Source organism: Citrobacter sp. CK198 (assembly GCF_030333295.1).
GTDB lineage: Bacteria > Pseudomonadota > Gammaproteobacteria > Enterobacterales > Enterobacteriaceae > Citrobacter_B > Citrobacter_B koseri.
Genome location: NZ_JAOWGE010000034.1, coordinates 603,982 through 620,635 on the forward strand (window position 1 = coordinate 603,982; position 16,654 = coordinate 620,635).

Sequence of the window (16,654 nt, forward strand, 5' to 3'; positions counted from 1 at the left end):
CGGTGGCGCTCATTCGCTGTTAACGTCGGAAAGGCGATAAAAAAGCTATAATTAACCGACATCTGCTGCGATTTGAGGAAAGGGAAATGATGCCTCGTGTGAAATTGTTTTGTTCTTTTATTCTGCTGTTCGCAAGCCAGAGCGCGCTGGCGGTAAGTTATCCATTGCCGCCAGAAGGGAGTCGTCTGGTCGGCAACCCGCTGACGATAACCGTCCCGGACAATAATACTCAACCGCTGGAAGCGTTTGCGGCGCAGTACGGACAGGGGCTGAGCAATATGCTCGAAGCGAATCCCGATGTGGACGTCTTTTTGCCGAAGTCCGGTTCGACGCTGGTGGTGCCGCAGCAGCTTATTCTGCCGGATACCGTGCGTGAAGGTATTGTGGTTAACGTGGCGGAAATGCGTCTTTACTACTATCCGAAAGGGGGCGATACCGTTGATGTCCTGCCGATTGGCATTGGCGAGGCGGGGCGAGAAACTCCACGTAACTGGGTGACTGCGGTAGAGCGTAAGCAGGAAGCGCCGAGCTGGACGCCGACGGCGAATACCCGACGTGAATATGCTAAACGAGGCGAAAGTCTGCCCGCGTTTGTCCCCGCCGGGCCGGATAACCCGATGGGGCTGTATGCAATTTATATCGGTAAGCTGTATGCCATTCATGGCACAAATGCGAACTTCGGTATTGGGCTGCGCGTGAGCCAGGGGTGCATCCGGTTGCGTAACGATGACATCAAATACCTGTTTGACAATGTGCCGGTGGGCACTCGCGTGCAGATTATCGATCAACCGGTGAAAACCACCGTCGAAGCGGACGGCAGTCGCTGGATTGAAGTGCATGAGCCGTTATCGCGTAATCGCACTGAATTTGAATCCGACAAAAAAGTACCGCTGCCGATCACGCCGGTGATGCGTACTTTTATGAAGGGCGACGGCGTTGACATTCATCGCGTCAACGAGGCGCTGGAGCGCCGCTCCGGGATGCCGACAAATATCAGCGCGGGTCTGACGGGGTTCTGACGTTTCTCCGCGCAATCTCCAGAAAAGCCTTTACCGCGCCGTTATTGTCGTTCTTTCTGCTGAGCAGCATCAGATTGGCCGATAATTCCGGCGCGTCGAGAGGGCGATAGACCAGGCCGGGAATGGCGATGTGCATCAGCGGCTCAGGCACCAGCGCCAGCCCTTGCCCGGCGGCGGCCAGAGCCAGTACGCTGAGCGTGCTGGAGGTGCAATGGGCGACGTGCGGAACATGACCCATAATCTCTGTGAGCATCATATAAAGCGGCTCATCCGCACGGTGGGTGTCGTAGAAAATGAGGGGCTCTTCAGCCAGCATATCTACCGTCAAATGGGTTTCACAAGCCAGCGGATGATCGTCGGCGATGGCGACCATCCGGCCCCAGAGGCCTATTTTTTCAGCCGCTAATTCTGGCTGGCGTACGTTATGGTGATCGGGTGTGTAACCAATGTCGAGCTGGCCGCTCAGAATGGCATCCGCTTGTAGCAACGGCGCGATTTCACACACGACCAGTTCCGCATCGGGATAGGCATGGCGAAAGGCGCGCAGATCTTCTGTCAATTTGCCGCTGAACACCGCGTTGCCAGCAAAGCCGACGCGCACAAGACCCGTTTCTCCGCGCATCGACCGTTGTACTGTCAGACGGGCATGTTCCGCCTGCTCAAGCGTGCGTTGCGCTTCGGTCTGCAACAATTTTCCCGCTTCGGTTAACTCAACTTTCCGGCTGGTACGAATAAACAGCGGGCCGCCTAACTCTTCTTCCAGCGCCTTGATCTGCATGCTCAGCGCGGGAGGAACGATATTGAGTTTTTCGGCGGCGCGGCCAAAGTGTCCTTCTTGTGCAACGGCAAGAAAATAGCGTAAGTGGCGCAGATCCATACGACGGCCTCATTATTCATCTAAACTGAATAATCTGTAAGATTTATCTATTGGATTTTAACGTTAATGGCGAGGAAACTGAATCCACTTAACTGGCTGGAGTAAAAATTATGCACAATCACCTGGCGGATCGTCAGCAAATTACCGATCTTCTCACTGGCTGGATGCATCGCGATCTGGGCGAGTGGGAGCAACTTCGCGGGCTGTTTCACCCGGATGGCACCATTGAGATAACCTGGTTTGAAGGGCTGGCGAGCGATTTTGTTGACGGATCAATGCGTATGGGGGCTTCTGACATCCGCACCAAACATTTGATTGGCACGCCGGTAGTGACCTTCAATAGCAGCGTCAACCGCGCCATTGTTGAAACCAATGCCATGATCATTGGCGAGAATGTGAAGCTGAATCTGGGGATGGTGACCCATAATCGCTTTTACGATATGGCGGAAAAACGCGATGGCGTGTGGAAGCTCTTCAGACGCCAGAGCATTTATGACATGGGGAGTTTTACCTTCCCGCTGGGCGTGGTCGATATTGATCAAAGCGCGGTAGCAAAATACCCGCGAGAATACGCCGCGCTGGCATACCTGCTGGAAAAAAGCGGATTTCCGGTCACGCGTGTATTTGCAACGCGCGGCAGTGCGCTCGAACAGCAGATGAAAACCGAAGGGCAGCGCTGGCTGTCTGAGCCCGTTGTTTAAGCTTCATCAGCGACTGCGATCATCATGATTCTCAAAAGGATAAGAGAAATGCTCACCACTATACCAGGACGAAAATGCATCGCCGTTCTGTTTGCGATGCTAATGTTTCCCGGTGCGGCTTTGGCTGCGCAAACCCTAATCTACAGCGACCATGAACCGCTGGGTGGAATGCGCACTCGTTTTATCAATGACGTATTTTTCCCCGCAATCGAAAAAGAGTCGCATGGCCGCCTGAAGGTAGAGGCGCACTGGGGAGGTGAGCTAAGTGATGGTTATACGGCTCTGGCTATGGCGGGAAAGGGGGACAAAGCGGATATGGCCGTTGTTGTACCTGAATATGCGGCTAAGGCATTACCATTGCAGCAAATCTTTAAAAGCTTCCCCGTCGGCCCTGCCGGGGAAAAGCAGGTTGCTTTCTTTCGTCGCGTTTATGCGGATATCCCGGATTTTTCGGCAGAACTCAAGAAAGAAAATGTGGTGAATGTTTTCATTGCGACCGGCTATCCGCTGGCTTTTTTTAGCACTACCGCGCTGAGTAATCCTGAAGGACTTAAGGGGGGAACGTGGCGCTCCGCCAGTTTCTGGCACCAGGGGTTTCTGAAAAATGTCGGCGCTAAAGCCGTGACCATGCCCTGGGGAGATGAAACCTACAAGGCCTTACAAAGCGGAAGTCTCGACGGATTAATGTTGAATGTGGATAGCGGCTATGCGTTAAATGCTCAGCGATTCGCGCCTGATGTGCTGGTTTCGCGGGATCTCTGGCTTGGGCATGTTTACCTGCTGGTGATGAATAAAAACACCTGGGATAACCTTTCCCGCGACGATCGGGCGGCGATTCAACGGGCGGCTGACGTCGCTTATCAATCCCTGGGTTCCGTAATGGATAAAAGTTTCACCACACAAGTCGCCGATCTGGAAAAAAGCGGTGCGACGGTCAGAATCCTGCACTCTGAAGACGTTGCGCAATGGAAAGCCGCCACCCGATACCAGGAGATTCAGTCTGAGTGGGTGAAGGAGCAGGAAAAGAACGGGCTTACCGAGGCGGGAAGGGTGATGAACCAGGTCAGTAGCATTCTGGACGAGATGATGTCTCCGGCCCCTTAAGCGAGAAGGCAAAACGTAACGCTCGGGAACGTATTACTACAGTTGCCTGATAAAAGGGCCGAATAACCATTTTCGGCCCTGGCGTGCATCATTTTTTATAATTCTTTGGTGCTGATAGCAGCATTTTTCGCATACGTTCCATGACTGTGTTTAAGTCCACCGCGCGTTTAATCATACTGCGTATTCTGTCTGAATCATTGATGCCCTTTTTGACATACCGGGCAATATATTGCAGAACGTATTTATCCTCATCACTGTGGGTGCGTAATGACAGGTTCTCTACGGTCTGCAATATCTGACTCGCCAGCGACTGACGCTGGCGGGAGTGGGCTCTTATATCCTTAAACGACGGCTGAATCATAAAACATTCCGTAGCGCTGACGTTGTTGAATCCACCGGAGGGCGAAAGAAAAGCATAATGACTGTTAAGGTTGGCCGCGAATTGGGATTAATTTAGCGGCCGTCATAATCGCCCTATTTAATTGGTGGTTGCAGCATGTTGCTTCGCTTTCTCAATGGCGTGCGCGTCAAATATGTAATGCTCATAACCGGCGGTAATATTCTTCACTCTGTATATTTTCCACTTGCCGCCCTCTCTTTTTAGGTAGACTCCAATTTGATACGTCTGATTGTTTTGTCGACCCAACCAAACATCGACGTATTCACCACCAAAACAGTTTTTAGCTTTTCCAACTTTCAATAAGGGGATCCAATCTGCTGAATAATCTTGCGCATATGTATAGTAATCGGTGTCGATAATCTCCTGCTCATAAATATGAGAGATAGTATTTAGTTGGGCTAGTGTATCCTTCGAAATATATTCATCCATCTTTTCAGGCGCAGGCTTTATTTTCCCTTCACTATTTGCAAACACGTTTAGATAGTAAGTGTAGAAATCTGAAACACGCCGTTCTGCGTTATCGCGTCCTGAGCTGCACGCGGTAATTGCAAATATCATGAGAACAACATAAAGGGCTTTCATCAATCCTTCCTGTACATTTGATGAGCTGGCTTTGACGAACGGTATCCAGGACCGCCCCAAAAATCCCGCTGTTTAAAGTCTGAATACCAATCCTGGCCGTCGTAAATAGCCATGTGACCGGCGGCGTGTCCTCCCGCGTAAGGCTGAATCACTACCACGTCGCCAGCTCTGGGGGATTGCGTTGAAGATATTTTTATAAACCCCGCAGACTCCAGCATTGGGCCGTAATCTTTGGCGTTTTGCGTGTTTGTTACGGTCACGCCCCCTGCCTTTATGGCCTTGCGCACATACGATGCACAGTTATTCGTTGGCCCCGGTTCGGCGTGATGTTTTGCCCCGTTTCCGGCGCTTCTTGTGTCCCATCCCATGATTATCATCCATTTCAGTTAGAGAAATTGCTAATAGATACCCAATTAGTTAGGAGGGTTAATCATTTAGTGCCACAGAAAGCGTAACGTGATAAGCGAGGCAAGTGCGCTTGACGCTGAGAGCAGGCGGAATCAATAGCGAAGGGATTGCCTAAACGAATTCCGAAAATAAAAGAATGCGGGTATCGGAATATGAGCGGGAAACAGGTCAGTAGCATTCTGGACGAGATGGTGTCTCCGACCCCTTAAGCGAGAAGGCAAAACGTAACGCTCGGGAACGTATTACTACAGTTGCCTGATAAAAGGGCCGAATAACCATTTTCGGCCCTGGCGTGCATCATTTTTTATAATTCTTTGGTGCTGATAGCAGCATTTTTCGCATACGTTCCATGACTGTGTTTAAGTCCACCGCGCGTTTAATCATACTGCGTATTCTGTCTGAATCATTGATGCCCTTTTTGACATACCGGGCAATATATTGCAGAACGTACTTGTCCTCATCACTGTGGGTGCGTAATGACAGGTTCTCTACGGTCTGCAATATCTGACTCGCCAGCGACTGACGCTGCCTGGTTAACGTGTTGACGTAGCTGGCCTGTAAGCCATCGCGCCGGACGTTAAAGATATTGTATTTTTCAATAGCATGATGTTTTTTGACGATATTCGTCCGGTTGGCTAACAGATACTGAGCCAGTATTTTGCTATAGCCTGTGAGCATTGCGGCATGAAATATTGTCAGCGGCATATCGCATATTCTGATTTCAATTGTGCCCAGAGCAGGCTGTGGCCTGACGTACCAGTAAATATCTTTGATACTTTTAATGATCCCGACATCGACCATCTCGTTATAAAATACGACGAACTCGTCCCAGTTATAGATGTTTTCAATCAGTTCACTGTTCAGAAAGGCGTTCTGCCCGGTAAAGCGGGAACTTGAAAAAGAGGTATCCACGCCATCCAGCCACGGCGAAGAGGCGCTGAGTGCAACTAAATGGGGCAGGTAGGGAATAAGCGCATGACACAGATAAATGGCGTCATCGCCATCCTGAACGCCAATATGAATATGCTGCCCAAATACGCAGGCCATTTTGGTGATGTAGCCATAGCGTACGGCCAGATTTTGATGACGTTGTAAATCGCTAATCACCTGTTCTCGCCAGTCGCCATCTAAATGGCGGCCGCCGCCGGTAACATCGCAGCCGTGTTTTCTGGCGACTTCCCTGACGTTACAGGCTAATAAAGATAATTCTTCATGCAGTTTAAACACCGAAGAGTGTACTGAGCTGTTCAGTTCAATCATTGACTTGGTTAGCTCATGCTTTATTTGCTGAGTGTGCGCCATATCGGCCAGCACGATATCCGCTTTATCCACCAGCCTGGTATCGTTTCTGTCGATTAACTGGAGTTCCAGCTCGGTGCCCGTCGTAAACCGCAGTGAGCGGGTAAAAGGTAGAGATACCATAATGTCCTCTGCACTGAGTTGTTGTGGTTGGCCTGAAATTCTATTGTTAAAAGTGTAGGTCAGACGGTCATGCCTGCCAGAGGTGAATCGCGGAACCCTGATTACGGTCATAAAACCATTTCATTAGTATGGTTAATTTTTTGCGATATGACGAGAGAGTATGCTGTAGCGCGAGGACTGCTCAGGTATTGCCGCAGCAGTGTGGCCTGTTTTTGTGGAACACTTTAACAGGAGTCATCTTATGAGCTTAGCTATTACTAAAGTCGATTATCCGGTCAGTCAGGTTCGCCGGTATTTAGAACCGGGCCCGGTTGTGTTGGTGTCATCCAAATGGAACGGGAAGACCAATATCATGACGCTGGGCTGGCATACCGTTCTGGAATTTTCTCCCTCGCTGGTCGGGCTGATGATTTCGGGCGGCAACCACAGTTTTGAGATGATCCGTCATAGCCGGGAATGCGTGATTAACGTTCCGTTGACGGATTTGGCCGAGACGGTCGTGCGAATCGGCAACTCGTCCGGCGCTGACATCGATAAGTTTGCCGAATTTAATCTTACGGCACAGGAAGCCGATGAGGTTGATGCCCCGCAGATCCAGCAATGTTATGCGAATTTTGAGTGCTGTTTGTATGATGATGTGCTGGTGGAACGCTACAATTTTTTCATTTTCGAGGTCGTGAAGGCGCATGTGGCCACATCACCGGAACACCCTGAGACGATTCACTATACAGGGAAGGGGGAGTTCATGGTGTCGGGCAAGACAATGAATCTGAGCGCGCTGTTCAGGCCGGAAATGCTTATCTGAGCGTTTGCGGTGGCGCTCGTCACGGATAAATGGCAGAAAGCCCGCTTTTTAGCGGGCTTTCTGCCAGGGATCGCCTTCGTCAGTATTTTATCGGGAAGTCCGTGAAATCAGGAACAGAAATACCGGAACCCCGAGCATCGCCGTCAGGATGCCGACGGGTAATTCACGGGGCGCAAACAGCGTTCGGGCAAGCGTATCAGCCAGAACGGTAAAAGTCGCGCCGCACAGCATGGATGCCGACAGCAGCGAACGATGGCGATGACCAATGAATATGCGGGCGATATGAGGCACGGTCAGCCCAATAAAACCTATTGCTCCGCAACATGCCACAATGACCGCAGTCAATAAGGTCAATAAACAATACAGGGCGAGCCTGATTGCGCCAACGTCCACACCAAGCGACGCCGCCGTCACATTGCCAAACGTGAGCACATCCAGCTCTATTGCCCGCCACCAGCAGAGCAGAAATATCGGCAACAGCACCAGTGCGCAAAGCAGTACCTGAAGCCAGGATGCCTGTGCAAAGCTTCCCAGCAGCCAGAACATCACCCCTCGCGTGGTGTCTGCATCCGTTTTCCAGAGCGTGGTTAATGATGTGGCGGCGGAGAGAAGCTGTGTCACGGCGACGCCGGTCAGGATAAAACGGCTGGACTGGCCGGATAGTGATTTCCGCGCCATGAAAAGCACCAGTGCGAAAGCCAGCATCGCGCCGCAGAACGCCCCGGCAGGTACAGCGGCCCAGCCCGCACTGAGACCAAGCGCAATGACCAGTACCGCGCCAAACCCTGCGCCGGATGAGATCCCCAACACCCAGGGGTCGGCAAGAGGATTACGTGTCAACGACTGGAGCACCGTTCCGGCCAGCGCTAATGCGGCACCCGCCAGCGCAGCAAGCAGGGTGCGCGGCATACGCAGAGACCATACGATCCGCTGATGAAGCGTTCCCGCTGTATCGCTATGCCAGTAGCCTGCCAGTATGGCATTTGCCACGTCCTTCATGGAAAAGGTCACCGGGCCATACATAATGGCAATGCAAAACGCCAGCATCAGGGCCGGAAACAGCATGGAAAGGCGAAAAACAGGAGAACGCAGCATGATTATTTCCAGCCAGCGATCACATAATCATCCAGGAATTGCCAGAGAGTACCCGTTTCGCTAAAACCCGCCTGGCGCAGAGCAGCGAGCTGGAATTCGACCGTGGTGGGCAGTGGTGTCGGGCGGTCTTTAAAGATAGCGGTGCGCGCGTCCATCAAATCAGCCAGCTCATGATGACGGGTGGCCGATGCAAACCAGCTATCCCAGTCCTGCACTCCCGCTGTCCAGGCTTTTTTCTGCGTATCTTCGTCATGAAGCTGGGCAATCCGTTTCTGGCATGGATTGCGATTATCAAATCGCTGATGATCGGCGTTCATGAATAAGCCATGTTCATCCAGCAGGTTAAAGATGTTGCGATAAAGCGCGACCTGCTGTTCCGGCAGCAGCCAGTGGATGGCCGTGCTGGAAACAACGGCCTGCGGTTTGTCGGTAATAGCGGCAAAGCAATCCGCTGTTGCAATATCGCCGCTGAAGAACTGAATACGGTCACTGTATTCAGATAAGGCTTCTTTGGCCAGCGTAAGCAGAAGCGGGTCGAGGTCAATAGCCGTTACTCTTATCGCCGGAAAGCGATTCAGAAGACGCATGCTGAATGAGCCTGGCCCACAGGCCAGATCCACCACATGGAATTCTTCGCCATATAGCATTGCCAGAACATCCAGCGCGGCGTTATAGCGTTCTTCACGGTGAGCGATGTAGGCGCTTTGTTGTTCGTCCCAGTTTTTCAGTAATTCGCGGGCTGGAAAGGTCATGTTGTTCCTTAGCGTGTATTTGTGTGACTAGTCGGTGAAGGGCCAGAACTGAACGCGCAGATGCGTCCATGTCATAGCCAGGTAAAATGATGTAACGTTTTGCTCTAACCGCCTTCATGCCTGCGGTGAGGGGATTACGTTCAAGAAAATCGATTTTGCTCCGGGCGCTGTCGCCATCTCCCCCCCTTTGCAGATCGCCCAGGATCAGGTAGTCAGGGTCCCGTTCGGCAATGACCTCCCAGCTCATGGCGGGCCACAGTTCAGCACTGTTATCAAAGATGTTTTTACTGCCGATGGTTTTGGTTAACAGCTCAGAAGCGCCATAACCGCCCGCCACATAAGGTGTTGCCGTACCGGAATACCACCACATGAGCGTTCTGCGTGGCAGTTTTATGCGGCTGTCAGCAGCGACCTGTTGCTTCAGTTCATTGATAAGCGCCTCTGCGCGCGGCTCCACGCCATATATGCGCGCAATATTACGCAACTCGTCGTAGATGCTGTCGAAGGTTACAGGCGCAGGAGGGCCACTTTGCAGGCCATTGCACATCCCTTCAATGAGCCAGCTTCCAATTCCCCATTCAGCCATCCTTTCACGACCGGCGGTCTCCGGGCTGTTAAACCAGTAGTAGCTGCCGGAATAGATAAAATCTGGCCGGGAACTCAGCAAGGACTCTCCCGACCAGGGCGAACTGTCGAGACGTGCTTTTAGCGGTTTATACCAGGGGGAGGGCGCGGTATCTTCATCTGGCCGATAACCGACAGCACTGATCACGGAATCTCCCAGACGTAATGCGAGCATGTTTTCCATTGCGGTCGGCATATAGACGATTGCCCGCTGTGGTACATGCTCAAACGTCCAGGATCTTCCGCAATTCTGCAACGTAACGGGATGCGCAAAGCTGGCGAAGGTTGCCAGCAATGCGAGAGAGGCCAGGCGTTTCATCAGAAGCGCATGTTGACATAGGCTTCGTAAGTTCGACCTGGCGCAATCATTTCTTGCCCTGTATAAGTACGCTGCCAGGTGTAGAAGCGATCCGTCAGGTTACGCACGCGGGTGCCTACGGTAACGTCCTTAATCACTTCATAATCGGCGTTCAGGTCGACAGTCGTGTAATCGCCCATTTTGTTTTTGTTGGCATCATCGTTATAGCTACTGCCAACATAGTGGAGCTGCGCGCCCAGCCCCAGTTTGCTAATCGGCATATAACGGCCAGAAAGGTTAGCCGTCCACTCCGGGATATAGCGCGGCTGATTGCCGGAAAGGTCCTGCGTACCTTGTTTGAAATTGTCAAAGCGCGCATGGGTATAAGCCACATTACCCGCCAGCGTGACGCTATCCAGCGGTTTAATCAATCCGCTGAACTCAATGCCGCGCGAAGTCTGCTTGCCAACCGCATTCCATACACCGGCCTGGACAGCCGATTGCTGATAAAGATTTTTTTTCTGGAGATCGTAAACGGCCAGCTTCATTTCGCCGTGGTCGAATGTCCCTTTTACACCGGCTTCATATTGCTGAACTTCTGTAAGTGGCAGGGACGTTTGTTCAGGGCTGATAAAGAAGATATCGCTGCCGGGCTCTTTACCTGTGGAATAGTTGGCATACACCGTCCAGTTTTCGTTAATGGCCCAGCTCGGCCCAATACCAACGCTCATAAAGCTATAGCTACGATTGATGGTTTTATTGTCCTGCTGGTAATTCCAGTGCATATCCAGGTTGGTATAGCGCAACTGGCTTAACAGGGCGACAGCATCAGTGATATTCAGATTGTCTTCCAGCAGCAAGGCATACTGGTTCTGAGTGATGTGACGAACAGGTGAGCGCATCTTGCCACCCGCACCGGTGCGAAAGTCATTGGAGGCGGGGTTGGTCAGCAGAACCTCTTCGCCCCCCGGGAAGCCGTTAGAATAGTACTGGAATTCGCGTTTTGAAAAATCGACACCCGCAGTCACGCGGTTGGCGAATGATGCAATCGGGTGATCCCAGGTGACCATTGTACGGTTGCCCGTCAGCTTGTCATCATGAGCAAGATCGCCATAAGAATCACGGGTAACATAGCCCGCTTTGTTTGACGGGTAATAGCGTTCAACGTTCTGCCATTCGCGGAATCCTTTGTAATAATAGAACTGGTTATCAAAGGTTACATCAGGCGTTGCATACCAGGACTGGGTTGACTGGAATGAGGTTGCCTGGCTGCGGATATGCGCATCCTGAATGTTGTTGTAGTTTACATGGCGCAAGTCGCGATCAACGTTGCCGTTGATGACAGGCGTCCCGAAATAGGGATTGCGCATATCCGTTAAGCTACGATCGATGTCAAAAGTGACCTGTGTGTTATCGGTCGGCGTCAGCAGGAGCTGTGCGCTGATGCGCTTCGGGCGACTGCGATCTTTATCAACCTGAGTGCCGGTATTTGATGCGCTTACATCCACGCGGCCAGCAGCTATACCCTCAACAAGCGTACCGCCCGCGCCGATGTGGGCGCGATGGCTGTTATAGCTTGACCAGCTATAGTCAGCTTCTACTGGCTGTCGACCAAAGGTTGCTTTACGTGATATCAGGTTGACGCTGCCACCGGCAGAACTCAGACCATTTAAAACGGAGCCTGTGCCATACAGGATGTCCACATTTTCATAATGAACCGGGTCGGCAATTTGAATGGTGCTACCGGGTACGGCCACGCCGTTTAGCAGCCAGGAAACGCCGGAGAAGCCGCGCAGTGAAACGCTGTTTGAGAGCGTAGGTGAGCTGGTGCCGGACATGCCCGGGGCGGTCTCAACGACTTCGGTGAGCGTGCGTTTGCCCTTAGCCGTAATGGTTTTGGCGCTGATGGTTTCAGTATGGCGTGGCGTTTGCTTATCGGTCAGACCGAGACGTGAGGCTGAACCGGATGAAAGACGTGCCGAGTCGGATTCGGCGGAATAGTCGGATACGTCACTGCCAGTGACGACGATGGTTTCATCTGCTGCATAGGCCAGAGGCGAAGTATTTACTGCTACTGCGAGAGCTATCAAAGAAGGCTTAAGTTTCATAGGTTGGCATTACATTATAATGGATATGTTATAACATAACATATTTCATAAAGAAAAAAAGTAGGCAAATGAGAACAAGTGGGAAGGGGGCTGGAGAGGTCTGTGGGGTTGTCCAAAAACTACAGGCGTCAAAAAAACCGGCAATCCTTATCAGGACAACCGGTTCAATTTAACTACTGCTTTTAAAACGCCTCAAGACTCACTGAGATAACCACGCCACCGCAGTTAATGGTATCACCGGTTTTGGCGGCAGGCAGGCCGTCAATAAATACTGAGGGGGAACCTGCTGTAATAATGGTTTCGTGATAACCATCATGCTGAGTGCCTTTGTCATTAAGTCTGTCTGCAGTGGGCATATTTATTCACCTGTTTTTATGAATAAAAATAATTAGGTAAATAGCAAGAAATCAGTTTTTATATGAATAAACAAAAACTCAATCGTCAGGGGAAAACATAAAGTAGATAATGCTGTATAATCATTCCTTGTTCGGTAAGTTAGTTTCGAAAAACTAAAGATCAGTATTGTTAACAGGCTAAATATCTTCGGGCATTCTTGGTGTACTGCTATTTATCTTGTTTGGAATTCACTACGATAAGAGTAAATTTTTTCTTAAAATCACGTCCAGGACACTGAGTCCCGACTGTACTCCCATATACCCAGAAAGAATATTCCCCTTCTCTTTCAGGTATTCCGGAGATGTCTACATACCAACGACTCACGTTTGTAGTGGGGGATGGTATTATTTTCAATCCATGTATCGCATGACCATTCTCAACAGACATCATACTTACAGGCAAACCTCTGGTATTCACTTTTACATGATAATTCATTCCAACGACAGCAACTGGTAATGTATTATAAACAAAACTCACTTGGTTATTACTAAAGAGACAGCAACCACTCAAAAAAAATACCAATAAAAATATATTCCTTTTCAAAATAACCTCACAATATTTTTTTTAAAAATGACAGCGCCATAAATATACTTACAAAAGTCTTTGAGAGTATGATTTTTACCATATTGGCTCATGTATTCAATATTTCCCCATGAAAAAAGCTCTAAGTCTACCAACATATCATCTGGCGTGTTTTTATCAACTGGTTGCTTTGACTGCATAGTAGTTAACTTTCCAGTCCATACAATCCAGTGCGTTGGAGTTATGTTCCACGAGTCACTAATAAGCCCGTCATTGATAAGTACTGCAACATGGTAATCAGGAGAAATATAATTATTTAACCATATTACTTGATCTCTGGGCCATGACGACACTAGAGATGTCCCACTGTTATAAATGACTTTACCACCAACAGAATCAACCCAACCAGCTATAGCGTCAGGCAATGTTGCGCCACTAAGAGAATCTGTTGGAGAACTATAATCAAATGAATGGTTTTCGTTATCACGTAAACTAGCCATGGAAATCCAGTCAATCGCAGGAACTAATGTTTCTCCCGAGGGCTTAGTATATTTTACCGGATGACAACATCCATGAGAAGGAGTAACCTCTAGGGTCCCAAGCATAGCTTTCCCGTTATTCCATAAATCTTTGATGTATTTACTATATAACTGCGGATTATCTATCAATAATGTATATAAAAATGCTGCGGGACCACATAAACTGGACCTATTTTGATCAGGATATCGACCCCTCATATAATCTTGTGGCGATGATGTATGTGCGAGCCTTGCTTTTAACTGCCTCTCAATTTTACTCTTTTCAAAAGGATCAAAAGAATGTCCAACAGGAAATTGTGAGTCAATGAATACTCGATGCTTAGAAATATGGCATATCTTATCAAAATTATCGCTGTTTGTTGTCATCCCTTTACTGAATTTTTTATTAAATACAGTCCAGTCATTAGTGATATTGCCATTTAAAAATGAATTGATGAATATGTTTTTATCTGTAATAATTCCCTCGAAATATATATCACATCTAACTAATGGAATCTCTAATGTATTTTTGTTGTATTCAAATGAATGAAGTCTTGACTCGCCATTTTTCAAAAAATTATTTTTAGGATCTTCATGCAAGATACGTTGTTGTCCGCTTGCATCACAGAATTTAATAATGTATGAATATCTGGTTAGATCGATTAATGAACAATCATCCAGCCCAACTGGTTTTATAGTAAAACGAACATAAATCTTCATGATTATTTTATCTTCCATTGATTATTATTCAGAAGTATATCGATATAAATATCATCTGGTTTATCCATACAGAATGTCTCAGTATAACCATCATCATCTGTTTTTCCTGTTAGTTGCTTTCCTTCTGGTAAAAACGCAATGTAATCTGTCAGGGAGTAATTCTTTTGTTCATCGTCTTTTAGCAAAAATCGTAAACGGTACTTCTCTTTTTCATTATTATGTGAATCACCTTCACCTCCAGATTTTTTACTGTTATCCGGCCTTGGTTCTGTATCATCTTTGTTATCGTCCATCAATGCCAGCAGCCTACCTGGCTTCAGAGTCCCCACTGGCGCCCCCGGACTGCCCCCGCTGTTAAGATTAATTTTCGGCCCCATAATGTCCACGCCACCCGCATGTATCACCACAAACGAACCGCCCACCTTCAGGCTTATCTGGCTGCTGCTCTCCAGGACAATATCTCCCTCCACGCTGACGCCCAGCGCACCCGCCACCTTCTGCGCGAGGTCGCCTTTCACCTCCAGACTGTGGCTGCCTTTCACCAGACTGATATGGTCTCCGCGGGTGGTGTGCTCCTGTTTTCCGTCCACCGTCACCCTGCGGTCATTCGCCACGTACAGCCCGTCGTCATGGCTGATGCTCACCATCCGGTCGTTCTTCACCTTCAGCGTCTGGTCATTGCCGACACTCACGCTCTGGTCATGAGTCACCTCCACGGTCTGGTCATGCCCTCCGGCATTCTCCTTACCCACGGTGACCGTTTGTCCCAGACCCACGGTGATTTTCTGGTTGTTACCGATGGTTTCGGTGTGGTCCACCTCCACGTCGGTGGTACGGTTGTTCAGCACCTCCGTATCCATGTTCTTCTGCGCATGGATATAAACCTGCTCCTGGTCCGTCGCATCCTCAAACCGCAGTTCATTAAATCCACCGCCTTTGTAGGTTTTCGAGCGGATGGTCATCTGCGTTTTTGTCCCCGGCAGGCTGCCGGGTGAACGGTTGTCCTGATGATAGGTGCGGCCCATAATAATGGGCTGGTCCGGGTCACCGTTAAGGAAGTCGACTATCACTTCCTGGCCCACGCGCGGAATGGCAAGGTTGCCAAACCCGGCTCCGGCCCACGCCTGTGACACCCGTATCCAGCAGGAGCTGTCTTCGTTTCCCGGACAATAGCGGTCCCAGTGAAAACGCACCCGGACGCGACCATGCTCGTCGCAGAAGATTTCCTCACCTTCCGGGCCGGTGACGATGGCGCTCTGCGGGCCGTCAACGGAGGGTTTTGACAGGGGGGAGGCGCGCCATGTCCGGTCAGCCGGGATGACGTCCAGGTTGTTACTGAGTGTGGTGCCTTCACCCTGGTTGCCGTGCTGCGCCTGTGGCTGTTTCCCTTTCAGAACACTGACTGTCACCTGCCACTCCCGGTTCAGTGTGGATGAAGGGTGGCCGGTGAGGGTGAAACGTTTTCCGGGCCACAGTTTCGGGGAGTTGCTCACACAGGCTGCGGTTTCAGCATCATGCCGGTGGCCTTCAGCCTGGTAGCGGGCGAAAGCCTGACCGTGCTGCTCGTCCTTGAAGCGTCCCGGCCAGTCGAAGATTTCATACTGCGTGCGCTGGCCGTTCAGGTTCGTGGCCTGGTGGCTGAACCAGCCGGGCCATCCGGGTGTTTTAAAGGTGTAATCCTGGTTTTCCACCGATGAAGGACGCACCTGCGCCCGGTAGTGGAACTCGCTGATGCATTCCGTGGAGATTTCGCGGGTATTCGGGTTAAAGGGCAGGGAGCCGAGGGTGGAGACACCGGCGACGTCATCACAGAGCACCAGTTTTTGTTCCGGCCCCACAGGGTGGAACCAGTCAAAGAAGAAAATGCCCTCTTCAGCCCACAGCCGGGTGAGAAAGCCGAGGTCGGTTTCCCCATACTGAACGCAGAACTCCCGCGCCGGGTGAGGCTCATAAAAGGAAGGCACCCATCCGGTGACGCCGTTTTCAGTGAGCAGGGTGGCGGAAATGGCCTGAATATCCTGCTGCTGAAAGATGCGGAAGTTCTGGCGCAGGCCACAGCGCCAGAGCGGGGGAGAAAGGGTCAGGGTGTAATTCATCTGCCAGTTGTTGTTTTCCCCGGTTTCCATGCCCGTAATGATGCCGTGAAGGTGGCGCTGCGGGATATCACCCAGCCAGATGGTCAGGGTGGCGTTTTTTTCGAGGAAACTGACGGCGGTGAGGTCAGGCAGACTGCTGGCAATATCGACACTGAGTAAAAAGGGCGTGGAGAGACTCTGGTGGAGAGTGAAGCTGACGACAGCGGT

15 protein-coding genes and 1 pseudogene are annotated in these 16,654 nt (G+C 50.3%); 4 read left to right on the plus strand and 12 right to left on the minus strand.

The genetic code is table 11. The features are described 5' to 3' along the window. Positions 1-89: 89 nt before the first annotated feature. A complete protein-coding gene (gene ldtA / locus OGY62_RS17895) occupies positions 90-1,019 on the plus strand; it encodes a L,D-transpeptidase (protein WP_047463990.1) in 930 nt (309 codons plus the stop codon). Here ldtA and OGY62_RS17900 read toward each other — a convergent pair. Beyond that, entirely contained in the window at positions 994-1,896 is a 903-nt protein-coding gene (locus tag OGY62_RS17900; RefSeq protein ID WP_286460359.1) for a LysR substrate-binding domain-containing protein, read from the minus strand. The genes ldtA and OGY62_RS17900 overlap by 26 nt on opposite strands. A 110-nt stretch (positions 1,897-2,006) precedes the next feature. On the opposite strand from OGY62_RS17900, the gene OGY62_RS17905 reads away from it, so the two are divergent. Together OGY62_RS17905 and dctP are read left to right on the plus strand one after the other, a co-directional pair. Then, on the plus strand, positions 2,007-2,597 hold the full coding sequence (locus OGY62_RS17905) for a nuclear transport factor 2 family protein (RefSeq protein WP_012131798.1): 591 nt from the start codon (positions 2,007-2,009) through the stop codon (positions 2,595-2,597). Positions 2,598-2,645: 48 nt separating this feature from the next. Then, the gene (gene dctP / locus OGY62_RS17910; protein WP_286460360.1) at positions 2,646-3,701 is read left to right on the plus strand and encodes a TRAP transporter substrate-binding protein DctP; all 1,056 of its coding nucleotides are present in this window, start codon (positions 2,646-2,648) and stop codon (positions 3,699-3,701) included. Between the two features lie 88 nt (positions 3,702-3,789). Here dctP and OGY62_RS17915 read toward each other — a convergent pair whose 3' ends face one another. From OGY62_RS17915 to OGY62_RS17930, 4 genes are all read right to left on the minus strand, one after another. Further along, positions 3,790-4,062, minus strand: coding sequence for a hypothetical protein (locus tag OGY62_RS17915; RefSeq protein WP_049011709.1), 273 nt, complete (start codon positions 4,060-4,062; stop codon positions 3,790-3,792). Between the two features lie 117 nt (positions 4,063-4,179). Next, positions 4,180-4,683 carry a YqhG/Tai3 family protein gene (locus OGY62_RS17920; protein WP_200075657.1) on the minus strand — a complete coding sequence of 168 codons (504 nt, stop codon included), beginning with the start codon at positions 4,681-4,683 and terminating at the stop codon, positions 4,180-4,182. Then, the gene (locus OGY62_RS17925) at positions 4,683-5,051 is read right to left on the minus strand and encodes an NlpC/P60 family protein (RefSeq protein WP_181397031.1); all 369 of its coding nucleotides are present in this window, start codon (positions 5,049-5,051) and stop codon (positions 4,683-4,685) included. Before OGY62_RS17925 ends, OGY62_RS17920 begins: the two co-directional genes overlap by 1 nt. A 337-nt stretch (positions 5,052-5,388) precedes the next feature. Further along, positions 5,389-6,513, minus strand: coding sequence for a YbdK family carboxylate-amine ligase (locus OGY62_RS17930; RefSeq protein WP_286460361.1), 1,125 nt, complete (start codon positions 6,511-6,513; stop codon positions 5,389-5,391). Positions 6,514-6,754: 241 nt separating this feature from the next. Here OGY62_RS17930 and OGY62_RS17935 point away from each other — a divergent pair, with 241 nt between their 5' ends. Continuing rightward, on the plus strand, positions 6,755-7,318 hold the full coding sequence (locus tag OGY62_RS17935) for a flavin reductase family protein (protein ID WP_286460362.1): 564 nt from the start codon (positions 6,755-6,757) through the stop codon (positions 7,316-7,318). 87 nt (positions 7,319-7,405) lie between these two features. Here OGY62_RS17935 and OGY62_RS17940 read toward each other — a convergent pair whose 3' ends face one another. The 7 genes and pseudogenes from OGY62_RS17940 to OGY62_RS17970 form a co-directional block, all read right to left on the minus strand. Next, the gene (locus OGY62_RS17940) at positions 7,406-8,383 is read right to left on the minus strand and encodes a FecCD family ABC transporter permease (protein ID WP_286460373.1); all 978 of its coding nucleotides are present in this window, start codon (positions 8,381-8,383) and stop codon (positions 7,406-7,408) included. A 32-nt stretch (positions 8,384-8,415) separates the two neighbouring features. Continuing rightward, positions 8,416-9,165 carry a class I SAM-dependent methyltransferase gene (locus OGY62_RS17945; protein WP_047462788.1) on the minus strand — a complete coding sequence of 250 codons (750 nt, stop codon included), beginning with the start codon at positions 9,163-9,165 and terminating at the stop codon, positions 8,416-8,418. After that, positions 9,095-10,108, minus strand: a complete 1,014-nt coding sequence (locus OGY62_RS17950) for an ABC transporter substrate-binding protein (RefSeq protein WP_286460363.1) — start codon at positions 10,106-10,108, stop codon at positions 9,095-9,097. The genes OGY62_RS17945 and OGY62_RS17950 overlap by 71 nt, the downstream gene beginning before the upstream one ends. Continuing rightward, a complete protein-coding gene (locus OGY62_RS17955; RefSeq protein ID WP_286460364.1) occupies positions 10,108-12,195 on the minus strand; it encodes a TonB-dependent siderophore receptor in 2,088 nt (695 codons plus the stop codon). The genes OGY62_RS17950 and OGY62_RS17955 overlap by 1 nt, the downstream gene beginning before the upstream one ends. Before the next feature lie 209 nt (positions 12,196-12,404). Beyond that, positions 12,405-12,551, minus strand: a pseudogene (locus tag OGY62_RS17960) (PAAR domain-containing protein); the annotation flags it as partial. Positions 12,552-13,130: 579 nt separating this feature from the next. Continuing rightward, entirely contained in the window at positions 13,131-14,369 is a 1,239-nt protein-coding gene (locus OGY62_RS17965; protein WP_200030322.1) for a hypothetical protein, read from the minus strand. Beyond that, positions 14,354-16,654 (minus strand): type VI secretion system Vgr family protein (locus OGY62_RS17970; RefSeq protein ID WP_286460365.1); only part of this gene is annotated, 2,301 nt, incomplete at its 5' end. The genes OGY62_RS17965 and OGY62_RS17970, both read right to left, overlap by 16 nt.

Coding starts and splice junctions, on each gene's coding strand:
- ldtA (WP_047463990.1), top strand. CDS start 90: ATGCCTCGTGTGAAATTGTTTTGTTCTTTTATTCTGCTGTTCGCAAGC.
- OGY62_RS17900 (WP_286460359.1), bottom strand. CDS start 1,896: ATGGATCTGCGCCACTTACGCTATTTTCTTGCCGTTGCACAAGAAGGA.
- OGY62_RS17905 (WP_012131798.1), top strand. CDS start 2,007: ATGCACAATCACCTGGCGGATCGTCAGCAAATTACCGATCTTCTCACT.
- dctP (WP_286460360.1), top strand. CDS start 2,646: ATGCTCACCACTATACCAGGACGAAAATGCATCGCCGTTCTGTTTGCG.
- OGY62_RS17915 (WP_049011709.1), bottom strand. CDS start 4,062: ATGATTCAGCCGTCGTTTAAGGATATAAGAGCCCACTCCCGCCAGCGT.
- OGY62_RS17920 (WP_200075657.1), bottom strand. CDS start 4,683: ATGAAAGCCCTTTATGTTGTTCTCATGATATTTGCAATTACCGCGTGC.
- OGY62_RS17925 (WP_181397031.1), bottom strand. CDS start 5,051: ATGGGATGGGACACAAGAAGCGCCGGAAACGGGGCAAAACATCACGCC.
- OGY62_RS17930 (WP_286460361.1), bottom strand. CDS start 6,513: ATGGTATCTCTACCTTTTACCCGCTCACTGCGGTTTACGACGGGCACC.
- OGY62_RS17935 (WP_286460362.1), top strand. CDS start 6,755: ATGAGCTTAGCTATTACTAAAGTCGATTATCCGGTCAGTCAGGTTCGC.
- OGY62_RS17940 (WP_286460373.1), bottom strand. CDS start 8,383: ATGCTGTTTCCGGCCCTGATGCTGGCGTTTTGCATTGCCATTATGTAT.
- OGY62_RS17945 (WP_047462788.1), bottom strand. CDS start 9,165: ATGACCTTTCCAGCCCGCGAATTACTGAAAAACTGGGACGAACAACAA.
- OGY62_RS17950 (WP_286460363.1), bottom strand. CDS start 10,108: ATGAAACGCCTGGCCTCTCTCGCATTGCTGGCAACCTTCGCCAGCTTT.
- OGY62_RS17955 (WP_286460364.1), bottom strand. CDS start 12,195: ATGAAACTTAAGCCTTCTTTGATAGCTCTCGCAGTAGCAGTAAATACT.
- OGY62_RS17965 (WP_200030322.1), bottom strand. CDS start 14,369: ATGGAAGATAAAATAATCATGAAGATTTATGTTCGTTTTACTATAAAA.